We start from the raw sequence: 16,829 nt of genomic DNA on the forward strand, positions 1-16,829 counted from the left end.
ATGTTTGGCTTGATTAAACACCCGAAGGGTGTGATCCATGGACATCACAAAATCAGGGTCGATTTTATGCTTATATAAGCGATTTGAAAAAATGGTCTTCATGCCCATGATACACACCCTCTCTTTTTTTTGTGACGGTTATTGTTAGTGCTTTAATTATACCATGCGGAATATATGTTTGTCGCTTCAAAAATATTCAAAACAAACGATTCATCACCTACCTAGTGCTGACGCACTTGAGGAAGGTGTCTTCTCGCCTTAATGCGATAAAAGTTGGTCCTATTTACTAAATTCACCAAGCATCTCACTACCTTGCCTGATACTTGTTTTGCTATTAATGAGTTGAAGTGAGACGCTCGGATTGATTTACCGACACTAAACCAGTTGAGAGAAAAGGATCCAATCAATGTAATCAAAGTAGTAGATGTTAAAAGATAAGATACCAAAGCAGCGATTACACGAGTGTTTAATATTTAACTAATGAAAACTTATCTCAACTATTGGACGAGATAAGTTTTTTTGTATACTATGAATAGAGATAGCTAAAAATATGAATGAAGTGAATAATAACTTAACAACAGATGGAAGTTACGAATGTGAGGGATGATTTAAACATGAACGAAACATTACATATATATTATACAAGTGACTTACATAGTCACTTTGAAAACTGGCCTAAAATTGTCCATTTCTTAAAAGAGAAAATACACCAACATGAAAGAAAACAAGAACCGTATTTAATTTTAGACAATGGTGACCATTTAGACCGGGTGCAGCCTATTTCAGAAGCATCTAAAGGTTTGAGTAATGTCACATTATTAAATGAAGCGGCATATGATGTCGTGACCTTTGGTAATAATGAAGGCATTACCCTTGACCGTGATGAGTTTTATCATCTATATGATGACGCGAACTTTTCAGTTGTGTGTGCGAACGTTGTCAGTCAAAATGGCGATAACCCGGCTTGGTTAAAGCGCTACGTGATCAAAGACGTGACACCAAATTTTAAAGTAGGTATTATCGGTTTAACCGCACCGTTTAATCACTTCTACCATCCGATGGGGTGGGATGCGCTTGATCCATTAAAACAGTTAAAACTCACATTGACAGAACTAATACCTCAGGTTGACAGTGTTATCGTCTTGTCTCATCTAGGCGTGGACCAAGATGAATTGATCGCAAAATACTTTGATGAGATTGATCTAATTATCGGTGGGCATACACATCATTTATTTAAAGAAGGTAAACTGATTAATAACAGTATCTTAAGTGCTGTTGGCAAGTTTGGTCATTATGTCGGGGAAGCTACGCTTACTTTTGATACTGAACAAAAAGCTATAATAGAAAAAGCAGCTTATGCCCAATCTGTTGAAACAATTCCTGAAGATAAAGGAACGAAAAATTCACTTGATATGTTACTTAAACAAGCAAGTCAAACCATGAGTGATGTCGTCTGTACATTACCAGCACCTTTAGAAGTAGATTGGTTTAAAGAAACACCGATTATTCAATTGCTGACTGAGACGTTAAAATCATGGACTGGGGCAGACCTTGCGATGTTAAATGCCGGAATCATCCTTGAGTCGTTACCAAAAGGAGACGTCACATTACACGATCTCCACCGTATTTGTCCACATCCGATTAATCCGGTGATTGTTGAGATGACGGGGCGTGAACTTCAAGAAGTTATTCGGGAAGGGTTAACCGAGCGCTATATTCATTATCCTATTGTCGGTTATGGTTTTAGGGGAAAAGTGATGGGGGTATTGGTTTATGACGGTGTAGAGATTGAATTAAAAGAAGTGGATCGTCATGAACCACTGATTAGCAGTATTTATATCAATCAAAAGCTACTTGATTCCAAAAAAACCTACACGTTAGCAACCGCAGATATGTTTACGTTTGGTCATTTGGCACCAAATATTGCGCATGCGAGTAAAAAAACGTATTTTATGCCCGAATTTATGCGTGATTTGTTGAAAATGTCACTCGAAACTGCGTAAAGTTATGTATAATGTCTATGAAATGGGTAGAAAAAGATCGCGTTTTCTGTTAGGATTTTCTTAGAGAAAGACTATAGACGAAAAAGTTGGGAAAAGACATGAGATTAATTGCAGCAAAGAGCTTAGAGGAAGGCAATGAATTAGCGAAGCCGATTTATAATGATCGAGGACAAGTCCTCATTCAAAAAAATATTAAATTAACAAAAGCGATGATTAATCGCTTGCTTCATTTAGGTGTCACCTTTGTCTATGTGAAAGATGCCATCTCAGATGATATTATTATCCATTCACCGGTATCAGAAGAAGTGAAAATTGAATCGATGCAAACAGTAAAATCAGTATTTAACTCATTTAAGAGCAATGGCTTTAAAGATAAAGGGTTTTTATTTAGTAAAGTCAATGAAAATATGACTGAATTAGTCGATACAATCATTACCCAAATACAACGCGACCAAGAAGTGTTGTCGATTATGTCAGATATCTTTATTAGTGATGATTATTTATTTTCACACTCGGTTAATGTGACGATGTATGCTGTGGCGCTTGCAAATGAGATGAAGATGACGCAAAAACAAATACGTCAGCTAGGTCTTGGCGCTATGCTTCACGACGTAGGAAAAGTGTTTTTACCTGAAGAAATATTAAAAAAAGCTGGTAAGTTAAACGATTTTGAGTTTGATTTAATTAAAACACATCCCGAGCTAGGATTTGAATTTTTACGTTCATCATCAGATTTACCGTTACTTGTGGCTCATTGTGCTTATCAGCACCATGAACGTATGGACGGCTCAGGTTATCCGCGCGGATTAGTTGGTGATGAGATCCATTTGTTTGGTAAGGTCCTAGGTGTTGCCGATGTATTTGACGCCGTGACGAGTCAGCGTGTTTATCGCGATGCGATGTTACCGCAAGAAGGGCTTGATATCTTATTTTCTGGAAGTGGGACATTGTTTGAACCGGAAATGGTGCGCTTATTTAGAGACACAATTGCCGTCTATCCAAACGGTGTCACAATTGAACTGAGTGATAATCGTCGTGCGATTGTTGTCAGACAAAATCATAAATTATACAATCGCCCTGTTGTCCGTGTCTTTAGTGAAAATAATCAAGTGGTCACACCTTATGACTTAGATTTAGCAACGAAAAATAATGTAACGGTGACAGGTTATAAAATGTCATGATATCCCCTTTTCTTAACATATACTCATGTTAAGAGAGGGGATTTTTTTGTGTTCTAAATATAAAAGGTAGTACCGTTCTTTTTAATCACGTGTGTAACTGTCATGATTGTCACCATCATCTTCTTAAGCTATATTAACTACAAATGACATTCGCTCATTCGAGATATTGACGAAACAAAAATTGCCCAATATGTAAATGAAGCGATGAGTTTAGCGGTTCACCATATGATTTATCAAGATTTATCCTCAGATGTGCCCGATAGGTATTATTATCCTGGTATGTTGGCTAGGGCGGAGTAAATGAATACTTGCATTGGTGCGTGTTTCTTGTTAAGATATGAAAGGAAAAAATAATATACCTTATCAGATCGATGAGATAGAGGCGCAATTTAAAATCAGTATATTCCCTGAGCTGTCAGCTTTGAAGGGAGTAAAAAGGGTTAAGTTGCCGAAGTAAGTGATGGCTGACACCTGTTACTTGCTGGTATAAGACTGAAAAAGTGTTATACTGTCATGTCTTTAGCGTGATGGGCTGTTGATCGACCGGATGATAACATAAGCGCTAACTTTAATGTCAGCAGCAGAAATAGGTTATGATCTATTTTCTGCTGCTTTTTTGGTTTTTAAAAACAGTGGATAAGTGTATAAGAAACTTAGGAGGAAATTATGGAAGGAACAATTTATTCATTAATACCCGCGGTATTAATGCTTGTACTTGTCATGAGTACGAGAAAGATTTATTTATCATTAGGAACAGGTATCATAGTTGGGGCTTTTATGCTTCAAGACTTTAATATTGTCGACACTGTCGTAGAGGTATGGACTGTCTTTTTAAATATCTTCTATACAAAAAAAGCTGGCTTAGACTTTGTAAGTATTTATTTATTGGCCTTCTTATTTTTACTCGGTATTTTAACGGCTATCTTAACAGCTACTGGTGGGAGTCGCGCGTTTGGTCGTTATGCGACAAAACATGTAAAAACGCGACGTGGGTCTCAATTAATGGCCGCCTTTTTAGGGGTATTGATCTTTATTGATGATTATTTCAATGCTTTAGCTGTCGGGCAAGTCGCAAGACCTGTGACAGACCGTTATCACGTGTCTCGTGCTAAACTTGCTTATATCATTGACTCAACGTCAGCACCGATTACAGTTATCTCGCCGATTTCAAGTTGGGGTGCTTATATCATTGGTACAATGGGAGGGATCTTTGCGGATGAATCTTTTACTGATTACGGCGCTTTTGAAGGATTTATCCGAATGATTCCACTCAATATGTATGCGTTTAGTTCACTTCTGTTAGTGTTTATGGTAGCGGCTTTTAACTTAAACGTTGGCGCGATGCGTGTGCATGAAAAACGCGCCATGAAAGAACAACAATTATTTGACCCAGAACGCGGCGATATTGCGGGTGAGTTAACCGAAGACGTCGAACCGCATGAAGAAGGAAGAATGTATCACTTAATTATTCCAATCGTGACGCTTGTTTTAACAACAGTGAGTTTAATGGTTTACACAGGCTGGAGAGAAGTCGGAGCAGGGGCGTCATTATTAGATATTTTTGCCTCAACAAACGTTAACTTATCACTCTTTTTAGGTGGACTCATGAGTGTGGTTGTTGGCTTTATTTTATTTGCAGCCCAATCACATCCAAAAGCAAATGAGTTAGAAGTATTAAAACAAGGAATTCAATCGATGTTACCGGCGATTTATATTCTTGTTCTTGCTTGGATGATTGGTGAGATTATCGGTACCCTTGAAACAGGGAAATATTTAGCAGATATAGTTAAAGCGATGTCATTTGATATTCATTATCTTCCACTCATCATATTCGTGTTTGCTGGCTTTATGGCGCTCTCAACCGGGACAAGTTGGGGAACGTTTGGGATTATGTTGCCGATTGCGGCCCAAATTGCGATGACGGTAGATGCAGGTCTTGTGATACCAGCGATGTCTGCAGTACTTGCAGGTTCTGTATTTGGTGATCACTGTTCACCGATTTCAGACACGACCATCCTCTCTTCAACAGGAGCTGGTGCCAATCATATTGATCACGTATTAACGCAGTTACCATACGCCTTTATTGGTGGGTTTAGTTCAATTGTCGGTTACACGGTCTTTGCGATGACGCAAGCTGTTTGGTTATCACTTGTCGTTAGTTTAATCGTTGTAAGTCTTGTCGTTGTTACTATGTATTGGATCAAACACAACAAGTAATGATTTATAAAATAACCATCCAGTTATTTGGAAAAGTCTGATAGCTGGATGGTTATTTTTTCTGTCTTTATTTAATGTAACCAACAACATTAGACGATTATCAAAAAAACCTTTGACATGTGCGGCCGTAATCGCTATAATTTTAAAATGTCAGAAAAAAATAAATATTACAAGAATAAAAATGAATTATTTTTTTAGGTTGCAATCTATTTTTATTTAGCTTATAATAATCAGAAAATTCATTTTATTCATAAAAAGAAGGGGAGTAATTAAAATGGAAAAACGTTCACAATGGGGAACGCGCTTAGGATTCCTACTGGCGGCGATGGGATCGGCAATCGGCCTTGGTAATATTTGGAGATTTCCTGCAACAGCCTATTCAAATGGGGGCGGGGCATTCTTTATCCCGTACTTATTCGCCTTATTGACAGCTGGTATTCCACTGCTCATAATGGAGTACACAATTGGACATAAATATCGTAGTTCAGCGCCACGTGCGTTTAAGAAGTTTAATAAAAAGGCAGAATGGATTGGTTGGTGGCAAGTCGGTATTTCTTTCGTGATTAATACTTACTACCCAATTATCGTTGCTTGGGCGTTAATGTTTACTTATTTTTCATTTACTGAAGCATGGGGCGCGGATCCTGAAGCTTTCTTTTTAAATGATTTCTTATCGATTTCAAGTCCAGGCGAATTCGGTTCATTTGTGCCGAATGTCGTCATTCCCCTGTTACTTATTTGGACTGTGGTCTTTGCGATTCTTTACCGCGGGGTTAAAAAAGGGATTGAAGTCGCAAATAAAATTTTTATCCCTTTATTAATGGTCAGCTTTTTCTTAATTGTTATTCGAGCTATTACATTGCCAGGTGCAGCTGAAGGACTGAATACGTTCTTTGAACCAAACTGGGATACCATTTTTGATGGATCGGTATGGATTGCCGCTTATGGTCAAATTTTCTATAGTTTATCAATTGCTTTTGCGATCATGATTACTTTTTCATCGTATCTACCAAAAGATTCAGATATTACAAATAATGCCTTTATTACAGGGTTTGCCAATTCAAGTTTTGAACTTTTAGCGGGCATTGGTGTTTTCTCAGCATTAGGCTTTATGGCCGCACAACAAGGTCAGCCTGTATCAGAAGTTGTTGAAGGTGGGATTGGTCTTGCTTTTATGGTCTTCCCAAGAATCATTAGTCAAATGCCAGCCTCATCATTCTTTGGGGTATTATTCTTTGGCTCACTCGTGTTAGCGGGTCTGTCATCAATGGTATCTATTTCTGAGACATATATCGCTGCACTGCAAGAAAAATTTAGTATTAAACGTCATACGGCTGTTTCTGTTGGTGTTGGAATGTCTGCGCTTGTCTCATTTGCTTATGCCAATCAAGGTGGGTTATTCCTCTTAGATACTGTAGATTACTTTATTAACAACTACGGCGTTGCCCTTGTTGGTCTTGTTGAAGTTGTTGTTGTCGTTTGGTTCTTGCGACAGTTGCACCCATTAAAAGACCATGCTAATAACGTGTCTGATATTAAAATTGGCGCTTGGTGGTCGTTCTCACTGTCGGTGATTACACCAATCGTGTTAGGGTTTATGATGATTCAAAACTTCAGAACGGACTTTGCCGAGAACTATGAAGGCTATCCAACGACCTTTCTTATTTCGTATGGTTGGGCAGTGGCTTTAGCTGTCATCATTATTGGACTGTTATTTACTATTAAAAAATGGCCAAGGGAGGATGTCTAATATGAGTGTTTCAGCAATTATTATGATGGCAGTAGGTATGGTCATTATTTGGGGTGGCTTACTTGTCAGTATCGGGTATGCAGTGAAAGTCGCACGTCAAAATAGATAAATCAATCACAAACAGCAAAGATCTCACATGATCTTTGCTGTTTTTCTCACATTCATTCTAGTGATTATAGAAAACAGGATGACTCAATCAACGGGTTTATGATAGAATGAGAAAAAGTGGCGTTATGCAAAGTGAGGGGTTAGTATGTTTCAAGTAGATGGAAAAAATTATGAAGTTGTTGAAGACTACCGAGATGGTTTTAATGAAGAAGCTTTTAAGGCAAGATACAGTGATATTTTAGGGAAATATGATTTCATTCTCGGTGACTGGGGATACGATCAACTACGTTTAAAAGGCTTTTATGATGACCAAAACAATAAATCAACATTTGATACGAAATTAAGCACGATTAATGATTATTTGTTGGAATACTGTAATTTTGGTTGTGCGTATTTTATTGTACAAAAGATAGATCAGTAACAAGCGAACGTTGATTAGAAAAGAAGGCATAACAATGAAAAAAGCGCTCCTTTTAGGAACGCTTTTTTATATTAATCTAATTCTTTTTCATTTTTCCCGTGAGCAAGACGACTGGATGCTGCAGCCGCAATCGCACCAACAATATCATCGAGGAACGTGTGACACTTATCACCTGATTTATCGTTTAATTCTTTTAAAATGCCCGGTTTTTGTTTGTCAATATAACCGAAGTTTGTTAAGCCAATCGAACCGTATACATTAACAATCGACAGAGCGATAATTTCATCCACACCATATAAACTTTCATCGGTAATAATCGTTTCTTGTAATGGCTCAGTCAGTTGCTTTTCCTCTGCTAGAACATCAAGTTGAATACCAGTAATGATGGCATTTTGAACCTCACGTTTGCTTAAGACGGCATCCACATTTTCTAAACACTTATCCATCGTTAACTCATCGTGATAAGGTGACTGTAAATAATAAACAAGTTCGGCAATATCGTTTAGTCCAACACCACGTTCAATTAACCATTCACGTGCTTTTGTTTCTAATGCTGTTTGTAAGTTATTTTCATCCATAATATCCCATCCAATCTATTTAAAGTACCTAATAAGTATACCCTAAATAATTTCAAAATAAACGGCAAAAAGTCAGAAAAATATGATACACTATCACTAGTTCATATTTATTTAAATATTTTGTTAGTTTTTATTTTCAGAAATTTATGTGAATTTAGGGCTTGAAGTTCCGTGGTGCACACGGTATAATGTCCACTATAAATAAACAAATGTACACTCGGAGAATACATAAAGGGGGACAACATAATGGACAAGATAAAAGTAGGCTTGTGTGGACTTGGAACAGTAGGGACAGGTGTCGTACGCGTTTTAGCCGATCATAAAGAACGCATCATCCATAAATTGGGTTGCGAAGTAGAGATTACAAAAATCCTTGTGAATGATGTTTTAAAGGAACGTGATGTCATCATTGACCGTCAGTGGTTAACAGACCAACCTGATGAACTTGTAAAAGATAAGGACATCGATGTCATTGTTGAAGTCATGGGCGGTGTTGATGGTACAAAGGAATTGTTAGAAGAAGCACTAAAAAATAAAAAGCATATTGTCACTGCTAATAAAGATTTGATGGCATTACATGGCCGGGAATTATTACAATTAGCACGTGAGAATCATTGCGATATTCTATTTGATGCGAGTATTGCTGGTGGGATTCCAATTGTTAGAACCCTTGTTGACGGTTTAGCCAGTGATCATATTGAAAAAGTCATGGGGATTGTCAATGGAACGACAAACTTCATTATGACAAAAATGACTGATGAGGGTCTTCCGTTTGATGATGTGTTAAAAGAAGCGCAACGTTTAGGTTTTGCTGAAGCCGATCCGACCTCTGATGTTGAAGGTTTAGATGCGGCTCGTAAAATGACGCTTCTGGCAAACTTAGCCTTTAAAATGGAAGTTAACCTTGATGATGTAGAAGTAAAAGGTATCACGAAAGTGACGCAGGATGATATCAATTTTGCGCATAGCTTAGGTTATACGATTAAATTAATTGGTATAGCGGCTATGCATGACCAGAAAGTAGAAGTGATGGTTGAACCAACGCTGTTACCGAAAGATCATCCATTAGCAAGTGTGAAAAATGAATTTAATGCAGTTTATGTTTATGGTGATGCAGTTGGGGAAACAATGTTTTACGGACCAGGTGCTGGTAGTTTACCGACCGCCACAGCAGTGGTATCAGACTTAATGGAAGTTATTCGCAACATCCGTTTAGGTATTAGTGGTAATACTTATCAAGAACCTCAGTTTAAAAGGAAAATTAAGGCGTCTGAGGAAAAATATTCGAAACACTTTATCCGTCTAGAAGTCGAAGATCAAGCGGGAGCATTCCAAGAGATTACTAATATTTTCACCGATCACCAAGTCAGCTTCCAAAAGATTTTACAATTACCAATTGAAACCGATCAAAAAGCTGAAATTGTCATGATTACACATAAAATCAGTAAAGCGCAACTTGAAAAAAGTTTACAAGCTCTAGAAAAAATAGCTGTAGTCGACCGTATTATTAGTTATTACCGAGTCGACGGGGAGGAATAAATGATGGCGTGGCAAGGATTATTACAAGAATATAAAGACTTATTACCTGTAAATGATAAAACACCGATGTTAACTTTAAATGAAGGGAATACACCGTTAGTTAAGTTAGATAACTTATCAAAAAAATATGGTGTAGAAGCTTATGCGAAAATCGAAGGCGCTAACCCAACGGGATCTTTTAAGGACCGAGGGATGGTCATGGCGATGGCTAAAGCGATTGAAGACGACTCACATACGGTCATTTGTGCCTCAACTGGAAATACATCCGCAGCCGCATCTGCTTATGCTGCAAAAGCTGGTTTACGTTCAATTATTGTTATACCTGAAGGAAAGATTGCACAAGGGAAAATGGCACAGGCAGTGATGTACGGTGCTGAGATTTATTCGATTAAAGGTAACTTTGATGATGCGCTTAGAATCGTTCGTAAATTGGGTGAGCGAGATGATATCACGCTTGTTAACTCAGTTAATCCATTCAGAATTGAAGGGCAAAAAACGGCAGCTTTTGAAGTATGTGATGCACTAGGAAAAGCACCAGATTATCTCTTCATTCCAGTAGGTAACGCAGGCAACATTACGGCGTACTGGAAGGGTTTTAAAGAATATAATGATAAGAAACAAACCGGTCTACCGAAAATGATGGGTTATGAAGCAAGCGGAGCAGCCGCGATTGTTCACGATCGTGTCTTTGAAAATCCTGAAACAATCGGAACTGCCATTCGAATTGGTAATCCGGCGAGTTGGAAGCAAGCAGTCAATGCGCGGGATGAGTCAAATGGGACAATTGATGAAATCACTGATGATCAAATGATTGAAGCGTACCAGTGGATGGCAAAGAATGAAGGAATCTTTGCTGAACCCGCTTCTAACTCTTCTGTCGCTGGTCTATTTAAAGCATTGAAGAACAATCAAGTAGCACCAGGCAGTCAAGTTGTCTGCGTTTTAACAGGGAATGGCCTTAAAGATCCAAACACAGCGATTGAATACAGTGATATCTCGCCAATAGTACTTGAAAATGATGAGGATGCAGTCGTAAAGGCAATTCTTGGTCGTGAACAGTCATGAGTTGGCGAATCAAAGTACCGGCGACAACAGCTAATTTAGGCGCAGGATTTGATTCGATTGGTGTAGCATTAGATTTATATTTATTTATTAAAGTAAGTGCAGCGGATGAGTGGGCGTTTGTATCTCACTCAAAGCACTTGCATGATATTCCTAAAGGCAAAGATAATTTCATTTATAAAATAGCTCGGCAAGTAGCCGACCGCTATAATAAAAGTAGCTTACCGGCTTGCCATGTGGAATTGTTTAGTGATATTCCGCTGGCGCGAGGGTTAGGAAGCAGTGCGACCGCAATTGCTTGTGGGATCGAACTAGCCAATTTGTTACTAGGGCTAGATTTGAGTAATCACGATAAGGTACAAATTGCGACCGAAATAGAAGGGCACCCGGATAATGTAGCGCCGGCGATTCTAGGTGGGGCAGTTGTTGGTCATTATGAAGACATCGTTCAGTACGTCAAAGTCGACATATCAGGTGTTAGTTTTGTAGCGGTGATACCAGACTTTGAATTAAAAACAAAAGATGCACGAGCAGTGTTGCCTGAGACATTTAGTTACAGTGATGCGGTACGAGCGAGTAGCGTGGCAAATGTTTCAACCGCGGCACTTGTGAAAGAAGATTGGGCCTTACTTGGACAAATGATGAATCAAGATCATTTCCATGAGCCACACAGAAAGGCACTTATCCCACATTATGACGACGTAAAAACATTAGTCGCACACCATGCCTATGGTGTATATATTAGCGGGGCAGGCCCGACATTAATGGTGTTAGTCGATGAAGCAATGGCGAAAAAGCATCTTCAAGAATGGCGAGAAGCTATGCCAGAACACGAATGGCTGATATTACAGCCGGTAAATCAAGGCATTGACATTGTCGATGGTTACTAAACAAAACCTCTCTTGTCTAGTCATTAGATAAGAGAGGTTTTTCTATATTGATACATCTATAAAATCTGGCATTAATCGAATGAAAGCAATATAAAAGACTACCCGATAGGTAGCCTTGTTGTTAATTATTCAAATACTTGTTCAATGCCTTTCACACCAGGTACTTGTGCGACTAAAGCTTGTTCAATCCCGGCTTTTAATGTCACTGTTGAACTTGGGCAGTTATAACAAGCACCCAAAAGTTTTAAGCGGACAATTCCGTCTTCAACACCGATTAGTTCAACGTCGCCACCATCACGCAAAAGGAGAGGGCGTAATTTATTTAATACTGTTTGTACTTGTTCTTCCATCGTTCAACCATCCTTTCTATTGCTTTGTTTAGTATAACATTATCCCTCTATAAAAAGAAGTGTTTTTCACCGTGAAGAGTAGTTGATGTAGTTCAGTTGATGGGTGTGTGGGTAACGAGGCTGAATAACGTAAAAGTTGGGCATCGTTATTTATATTAACCGTAATATCAGCTATACTAGAAGATATTATTGTTAAATTTGGTTGATTCATAAGGGAGGGCATAGTGATGAAAGAGATTCAGTATACAAAGATGCATGGTTTAGGCAACAGTTATGTTTATATTAATATGTTCAAAGAGACGCTCGATGAAAGTGAGTTTAAGTCACTTGCGATAAATGTCTCTAACAAAAATACAGGGATAGGATCAGATGGTTTAATCTTAATTACGCCGTCCGATGAAGCTGATGTTGGCATGCGTATGTTTAATAAAGATGGATCAGAAGGAAAAACATGTGGCAATGGTTTACGTTGTGTCGCTAAATATGCGTTTGAACATCAGCTGACTCATAAGGAAACATTCACCATTGAAACAAAAGCAGGCATTGTAGAAGCATATGTCCATCTTGACAATGATCATCAACAGGTGGCTGAAGTCACTATCGATATGGGCGCGCCTATTTTAGAAAGACACCAGATTCCAATGCTTGGTGAGAAAGCAGCATATGTGATTAATGAGTCCTTTAAGGTTGGAGGGGAAACGCTATCTGCTACTGCTGTATCCATGGGAAACCCCCATGTGATTTTCTTTGTAGCTGACATTGATGAAGCCCCTCTTTATGAACTCGGCCCAGTCATTACTAATGATGACCGGTTTCCTGAAGGGGTGAATGTTGAGTTTATTGAAGTCATAAGCGAGACAGAAATGCACTTTAGAGTGTGGGAACGTGGTTCTGGTGTAACTGAAGCATGTGGGACAGGCGCATGTGCCGCGACAGTCGCAAGTATTCTAAATGGGAAGAGTCGCCGCAGTGAACCCGTAACGGTCCATCTCGCAGGTGGAGATTTAACAATCACATGGGATGGTAATGGAAAAGTCTGGATGCGCGGAGCGGCTGAAACAATAACGACAGGTATTTATTTTGCTGATAATAAGTAAATCCTTTACACTAACCACCCTCTTTTAGAGCGATGGTTAGTGTTTTTTAGAGAGAAAAAGACTATCTAGTATTTTTAATCATATTTCCGGTTAGAAAGTAGATCGATGAAGTAAACGTCCCGCAGACATTTCTTGTTGTCTCAGTTTTACTGATCATCGCAAACAGACTAATTGAACATTTTCAATCAGTTAAGTATACTAAGTGTTAGAGAAAGAGAAAAAGAAAGGAACGGATGTCATGCTAATGATTACAGATCGAGCCAAACGACAATTTGAAGAAATGCTACAACGTGAAAGAGACAACATGACACGGGTGCGTTTTGGTGTCAAAGGTGGTCTATGCAATGGCTTATCATATACGCTTGGATTTGATACGCATGTGACGGAGGATGATTATACAGAGTCGATTGATACAATACCGTTTACGATTAAAAAAACACAGGTTGACTTACTGAGTGGTGCAACCATTGATTTTAAACAGGACATGATGGGTGGAGGATTTAGTATTTATAATCCGCAAGCTGAAAAAGATTATTGTTGTTCGTCAAAAGAGGAAGAAGTTTATTGAAACTGAATATGCCAATAACACAAAAAAAGACAACGCGCTCACTAAAGCTGAATGTACGTTGTCTTTTTTTGTGTTATTGGTGAAGCAATTGTTCGTGAAAACCGATGTTGTTATAGCGTTTATTGTTTTAGAGCGAGATGACACCTTCCTCAAACATTCGTGAGAATGTTAGGTGGAGGTAGTTCAATAAAATCTATAACCAGCATAAACGAGGAGATCATTTGAACATTTACTCATTGGTAAAACATTGATTGAATATAGTGATTTACTTAAAGAGTTAATTGGTCGAGGATACGTTAAACGTCCACACCACGTCAATCACATCTTTAAAATAGGTGAGGTTGATGATGACATTATGACGTACATTCTTCAGAGTACGAAAAGTATCACACCTTTTGATTGATAAGCAACATAGGCAAAAATAATTAAAGTATCTGGTTAGCAATTATGAGCTAGATAAAGAACAAAAAGACCTGGTGTGACGCTATAGGGCGTTACATCAGATCTTTTTATTCTTTTGTTATTCAAACATACTTGTTGAGTGTTTAGGTTGCAATCGTTCTTTTGGTTCCATATGATTGATGGCGTTATTAATTGCTGTTGGTCCTTCGCCGAATCCGGTCGCAATCAGTTTAACTTTGCCTGGGTACGTACAAATGTCACCCGCCGCATAAATGCCTTCTACCGCTGTCTCCATGCGTGAGTTAACGACAATATTATTCTTCTCAATCTCTAATCCCCAGTCCTTAATCGGCCCGAGTGATGAGATAAAGCCGTAGTTGACTATGACATCATCGACATCAATCGTTAAAGTATTGTCGCCTTTGACTTCTTTTAGCACGACAGATTCAATCTGATCTGTACCATGTAGAGCTTCAGGTACGTATGGTGTAACAACGTTGACAGACGACTGTTTTAGTTTTTCAACACTATGCTCATGTGCTCTAAATTGATCGCGCCGGTGGACAAGGGTCACTTGTTTTGCGATGGGTTCTAACATGAGCGCCCAGTCCAGCGCAGAGTCACCCCCACCAAATAATACAACGCGCTTATCTTTAAATTTCATCATTTGATCAACGTAATAGTGTAGGTTACGTCCTTCATAAGCTCCCGCTTCTTTTAAAGCAAGTTTACGTGGTTGAAAAGCGCCATTGCCTGCGGTAACGATAATGGTTTTGCTGAAATGTGTCGCTTTATTTGTTTCAATCATAAACGGCCCATCATCTTGTTTGTTAACGATTTGGACGTTTTCTTCAAGACAATAAGTTGGGTTAAACATGCTGACTTGTTCTTCTAAATTGCTGATTAAGTCTTGTGCGCGTACTTTAGGAAAACCAGCAATATCGTAAATATATTTCTCAGGGTAAAGTGCGCTTAATTGTCCACCCGTATGTGGTAAACTTTCAATAATCTTAACTTTCTTTTGGCGAAGACCGCCATAAAAGGCAGTGAAAAGTCCAACTGGACCTGCACCGATAATTGTAATATCGTATAATTGATTTTCTTCCATTTGTTTTATCCCCCATTTGATCGTTAATACATTCAATATTCTAACATACTTTAGAGAGAGATGAATTGATAATGCTTGTTTGATTATCATTGTAAATATGAATAAAACAAGCTAATATTAAAATATGACGAATTTGTGACGGAATATTAGAATTGAAGGGGATGGACGCTTATGAGCCATATTGTCGTATTAGGGGCTGGCTACGCTGGATTAACGACGGTACTTAGATTACAAAAAAAATTAAAACACCAAGATGTCTCGATTACATTGATTAATAAACATCGCTATCACTATCAAACGACATGGTTGCACCGTTGTGCAGTAGGCCTTTATTCTGAGAATTTAGCGCGAATTGATTTAGATCGCATCCTTGACAAAAATCGAGTGACATTAAAAAAAGAAACAGTTCATAAAATAGTACCGGATATTAAAAAAGTCATTACCGATCAAGCGGCATACACATATGATTATCTTGTGGTAGCTTTAGGTGCTGAAATCAACACAGGTGAAGTACCAGGCCTTGATTCGTTTGCGCATAGTATAATTACTCTGGCGCGTGCAAATCGGCTGTATAACCGGCTGTTAACCGTTATTGAGGACTATAAGAAGTCAAATCAGGTCGAACCACTAAATATTGTGGTTGGTGGTGGAGGCTTTACTGGTATTGAACTAATCGGCGAGCTCAAAGAGCAATTGCCTAAATTACTTCAACAATATCAAGTCTCTCCAGAAAATGCTCGAATTACACTGATTGAGAAAGCTTCAACCGTGTTACCGGAATTTAATTTAGAGCTTGGTGAATATGCCTTAAGTCAACTTGAAGCTGAACACATCGATATCAAGCTGCAAACCTCAATTAAAGAAATCTCACGACATACGGTTAAAGTTGAACACGGAGGTATTATTGAGGCATTACCACATGACTTATTTATTTGGACAGCGGGTGTTTCAATGCCTGCTATTCTTCAAACAGCATTATTTCACGATAATACAGGTGTGTTGATACTGACCGATGATTTAACGGTGGACGGATATCCTGACGTGTATGTTATTGGTGATGCAGCTGAAACTAGCGGACAGTCGAACGAAAACGTATTGCCAAATGCTGATATTGCTATTCAAAAAGGTAAATACTGTGCCGATCACTTACTTAAAAACTTGAATCATAAACAAGCAGCAAATGATTTTCGTTTTAAGGCTTATGGCAGTCGCATTGCTTCTGTTGGTCAGCGAGATGGGATTGGCTTGCTGTGGAATAAAAAGAAAGTGGTCGGAAAAGTTGCCGCGCTAATTAAGCAGATTGCTGATCATGTTGTTGTCTTACAAATGGGAGGGCTTAAGTTTTGGTCACACGTCTTTATCAAGTCACGAATAAAAGAATAATCATTTTTAACCAAGTGAACTACCCACCACTTACCACCCTTACGGGTTGCTTGAAGTGGGGGCTTCTTGGGTAATCGCCACTTTTGGTAGCTGACGAAATTGACCAAGCTAACCCTCTTGTTCCAAGAGTTTATATTTTTATTAGGCACTTACTAATAAGCGAATGCCTTCC

At 38.5% G+C, this 16,829-nt stretch carries 16 protein-coding genes and 1 riboswitch; of the genes, 13 read left to right on the top strand and 3 right to left on the bottom strand.

The genetic code is table 11. From position 1 onward, the window contains the following. The first annotated feature begins 614 nt into the window (after positions 1 to 614). From BM098_RS11935 to BM098_RS11955, 6 genes are all read left to right on the top strand, one after another. Positions 615 to 2,003, top strand: coding sequence for a bifunctional metallophosphatase/5'-nucleotidase (locus BM098_RS11935; protein WP_089833653.1), 1,389 nt, complete (start codon positions 615 to 617; stop codon positions 2,001 to 2,003). 98 nt (positions 2,004 to 2,101) lie between these two features. After that, entirely contained in the window at positions 2,102 to 3,184 is a 1,083-nt protein-coding gene (locus tag BM098_RS11940; RefSeq protein WP_089833655.1) for an HD-GYP domain-containing protein, read from the top strand. Positions 3,185 to 3,553: 369 nt separating this feature from the next. After that, a riboswitch (Lysine riboswitch) is annotated at positions 3,554 to 3,727 on the top strand. Positions 3,728 to 3,850: 123 nt separating this feature from the next. After that, positions 3,851 to 5,401, top strand: coding sequence for a Na+/H+ antiporter NhaC family protein (locus tag BM098_RS11945; protein WP_089833657.1), 1,551 nt, complete (start codon positions 3,851 to 3,853; stop codon positions 5,399 to 5,401). 274 nt (positions 5,402 to 5,675) lie between these two features. Next, the gene (locus tag BM098_RS11950; protein ID WP_089833659.1) at positions 5,676 to 7,151 is read left to right on the top strand and encodes a sodium-dependent transporter; all 1,476 of its coding nucleotides are present in this window, start codon (positions 5,676 to 5,678) and stop codon (positions 7,149 to 7,151) included. A gap of 1 nt (position 7,152) precedes the next feature. After that, positions 7,153 to 7,260: a methionine/alanine import family NSS transporter small subunit gene (locus BM098_RS13370; protein ID WP_143423416.1), complete on the top strand. Its 108-nt coding sequence runs from the start codon at positions 7,153 to 7,155 to the stop codon at positions 7,258 to 7,260. 144 nt (positions 7,261 to 7,404) lie between these two features. Beyond that, on the top strand, positions 7,405 to 7,680 hold the full coding sequence (locus BM098_RS11955) for a YutD family protein (protein ID WP_089833661.1): 276 nt from the start codon (positions 7,405 to 7,407) through the stop codon (positions 7,678 to 7,680). 71 nt (positions 7,681 to 7,751) lie between these two features. Here the strand turns inward: BM098_RS11955 and BM098_RS11960 are convergent, their stop codons facing one another. Continuing rightward, positions 7,752 to 8,258 (bottom strand): phosphatidylglycerophosphatase A family protein, encoded by a 507-nt coding sequence (locus tag BM098_RS11960; RefSeq protein ID WP_089833663.1) that lies wholly within the window; start codon positions 8,256 to 8,258, stop codon positions 7,752 to 7,754. A 246-nt stretch (positions 8,259 to 8,504) separates the two neighbouring features. Between BM098_RS11960 and BM098_RS11965 the strand changes: the two genes are divergently transcribed. The 3 genes from BM098_RS11965 to thrB are packed head-to-tail and all read left to right on the top strand — an operon-like array spanning position 8,505 to position 11,749. Beyond that, on the top strand, positions 8,505 to 9,797 hold the full coding sequence (locus tag BM098_RS11965) for a homoserine dehydrogenase (RefSeq protein WP_089833665.1): 1,293 nt from the start codon (positions 8,505 to 8,507) through the stop codon (positions 9,795 to 9,797). 3 nt (positions 9,798 to 9,800) lie between these two features. Beyond that, the gene (gene thrC / locus BM098_RS11970) at positions 9,801 to 10,862 is read left to right on the top strand and encodes a threonine synthase (RefSeq protein ID WP_089833667.1); all 1,062 of its coding nucleotides are present in this window, start codon (positions 9,801 to 9,803) and stop codon (positions 10,860 to 10,862) included. After that, positions 10,859 to 11,749, top strand: a complete 891-nt coding sequence (gene thrB / locus BM098_RS11975) for a homoserine kinase (protein ID WP_089833669.1) — start codon at positions 10,859 to 10,861, stop codon at positions 11,747 to 11,749. Before thrC ends, thrB begins: the two co-directional genes overlap by 4 nt. 125 nt (positions 11,750 to 11,874) lie before the next feature. Here thrB and BM098_RS11980 read toward each other — a convergent pair whose 3' ends face one another. Beyond that, positions 11,875 to 12,099, bottom strand: a complete 225-nt coding sequence (locus tag BM098_RS11980; protein WP_089833672.1) for a NifU family protein — start codon at positions 12,097 to 12,099, stop codon at positions 11,875 to 11,877. 227 nt (positions 12,100 to 12,326) lie between these two features. On the opposite strand from BM098_RS11980, the gene dapF reads away from it, so the two are divergent. The 3 genes from dapF to BM098_RS13375 all read left to right on the top strand — a co-directional run bounded on the left by dapF (position 12,327) and on the right by BM098_RS13375 (position 14,167). Then, complete coding sequence (gene dapF, locus BM098_RS11985) at positions 12,327 to 13,196, top strand: diaminopimelate epimerase (protein WP_089833673.1); 870 nt, start codon at positions 12,327 to 12,329, stop codon at positions 13,194 to 13,196. Positions 13,197 to 13,398: 202 nt separating this feature from the next. Beyond that, complete coding sequence (locus BM098_RS11990) at positions 13,399 to 13,764, top strand: HesB/IscA family protein (RefSeq protein WP_089833675.1); 366 nt, start codon at positions 13,399 to 13,401, stop codon at positions 13,762 to 13,764. A gap of 247 nt (positions 13,765 to 14,011) precedes the next feature. Next, positions 14,012 to 14,167 carry a hypothetical protein gene (locus BM098_RS13375; RefSeq protein WP_159430190.1) on the top strand — a complete coding sequence of 52 codons (156 nt, stop codon included), beginning with the start codon at positions 14,012 to 14,014 and terminating at the stop codon, positions 14,165 to 14,167. Positions 14,168 to 14,284: 117 nt separating this feature from the next. On the opposite strand, the gene BM098_RS11995 is transcribed toward BM098_RS13375, so the two are convergent. Beyond that, positions 14,285 to 15,274 carry an NAD(P)/FAD-dependent oxidoreductase gene (locus BM098_RS11995; RefSeq protein ID WP_089833677.1) on the bottom strand — a complete coding sequence of 330 codons (990 nt, stop codon included), beginning with the start codon at positions 15,272 to 15,274 and terminating at the stop codon, positions 14,285 to 14,287. Between the two features lie 171 nt (positions 15,275 to 15,445). Here BM098_RS11995 and BM098_RS12000 point away from each other — a divergent pair, with 171 nt between their 5' ends. Continuing rightward, entirely contained in the window at positions 15,446 to 16,657 is a 1,212-nt protein-coding gene (locus tag BM098_RS12000; protein WP_089833679.1) for an NAD(P)/FAD-dependent oxidoreductase, read from the top strand. The last annotated feature ends 172 nt before the right edge of the window (positions 16,658 to 16,829 follow it).

The organism is Halolactibacillus halophilus (assembly GCF_900115605.1).
Classification (GTDB): domain Bacteria; phylum Bacillota; class Bacilli; order Bacillales; family Amphibacillaceae; genus Halolactibacillus; species Halolactibacillus halophilus.

Coding starts and splice junctions, on each gene's coding strand:
- BM098_RS11935 (WP_089833653.1), top strand. CDS start 615: ATGAACGAAACATTACATATATATTATACAAGTGACTTACATAGTCAC.
- BM098_RS11940 (WP_089833655.1), top strand. CDS start 2,102: ATGAGATTAATTGCAGCAAAGAGCTTAGAGGAAGGCAATGAATTAGCG.
- BM098_RS11945 (WP_089833657.1), top strand. CDS start 3,851: ATGGAAGGAACAATTTATTCATTAATACCCGCGGTATTAATGCTTGTA.
- BM098_RS11950 (WP_089833659.1), top strand. CDS start 5,676: ATGGAAAAACGTTCACAATGGGGAACGCGCTTAGGATTCCTACTGGCG.
- BM098_RS13370 (WP_143423416.1), top strand. CDS start 7,153: ATGAGTGTTTCAGCAATTATTATGATGGCAGTAGGTATGGTCATTATT.
- BM098_RS11955 (WP_089833661.1), top strand. CDS start 7,405: ATGTTTCAAGTAGATGGAAAAAATTATGAAGTTGTTGAAGACTACCGA.
- BM098_RS11960 (WP_089833663.1), bottom strand. CDS start 8,258: ATGGATGAAAATAACTTACAAACAGCATTAGAAACAAAAGCACGTGAA.
- BM098_RS11965 (WP_089833665.1), top strand. CDS start 8,505: ATGGACAAGATAAAAGTAGGCTTGTGTGGACTTGGAACAGTAGGGACA.
- thrC (WP_089833667.1), top strand. CDS start 9,801: ATGGCGTGGCAAGGATTATTACAAGAATATAAAGACTTATTACCTGTA.
- thrB (WP_089833669.1), top strand. CDS start 10,859: ATGAGTTGGCGAATCAAAGTACCGGCGACAACAGCTAATTTAGGCGCA.
- BM098_RS11980 (WP_089833672.1), bottom strand. CDS start 12,099: ATGGAAGAACAAGTACAAACAGTATTAAATAAATTACGCCCTCTCCTT.
- dapF (WP_089833673.1), top strand. CDS start 12,327: ATGAAAGAGATTCAGTATACAAAGATGCATGGTTTAGGCAACAGTTAT.
- BM098_RS11995 (WP_089833677.1), bottom strand. CDS start 15,274: ATGGAAGAAAATCAATTATACGATATTACAATTATCGGTGCAGGTCCA.
- BM098_RS12000 (WP_089833679.1), top strand. CDS start 15,446: ATGAGCCATATTGTCGTATTAGGGGCTGGCTACGCTGGATTAACGACG.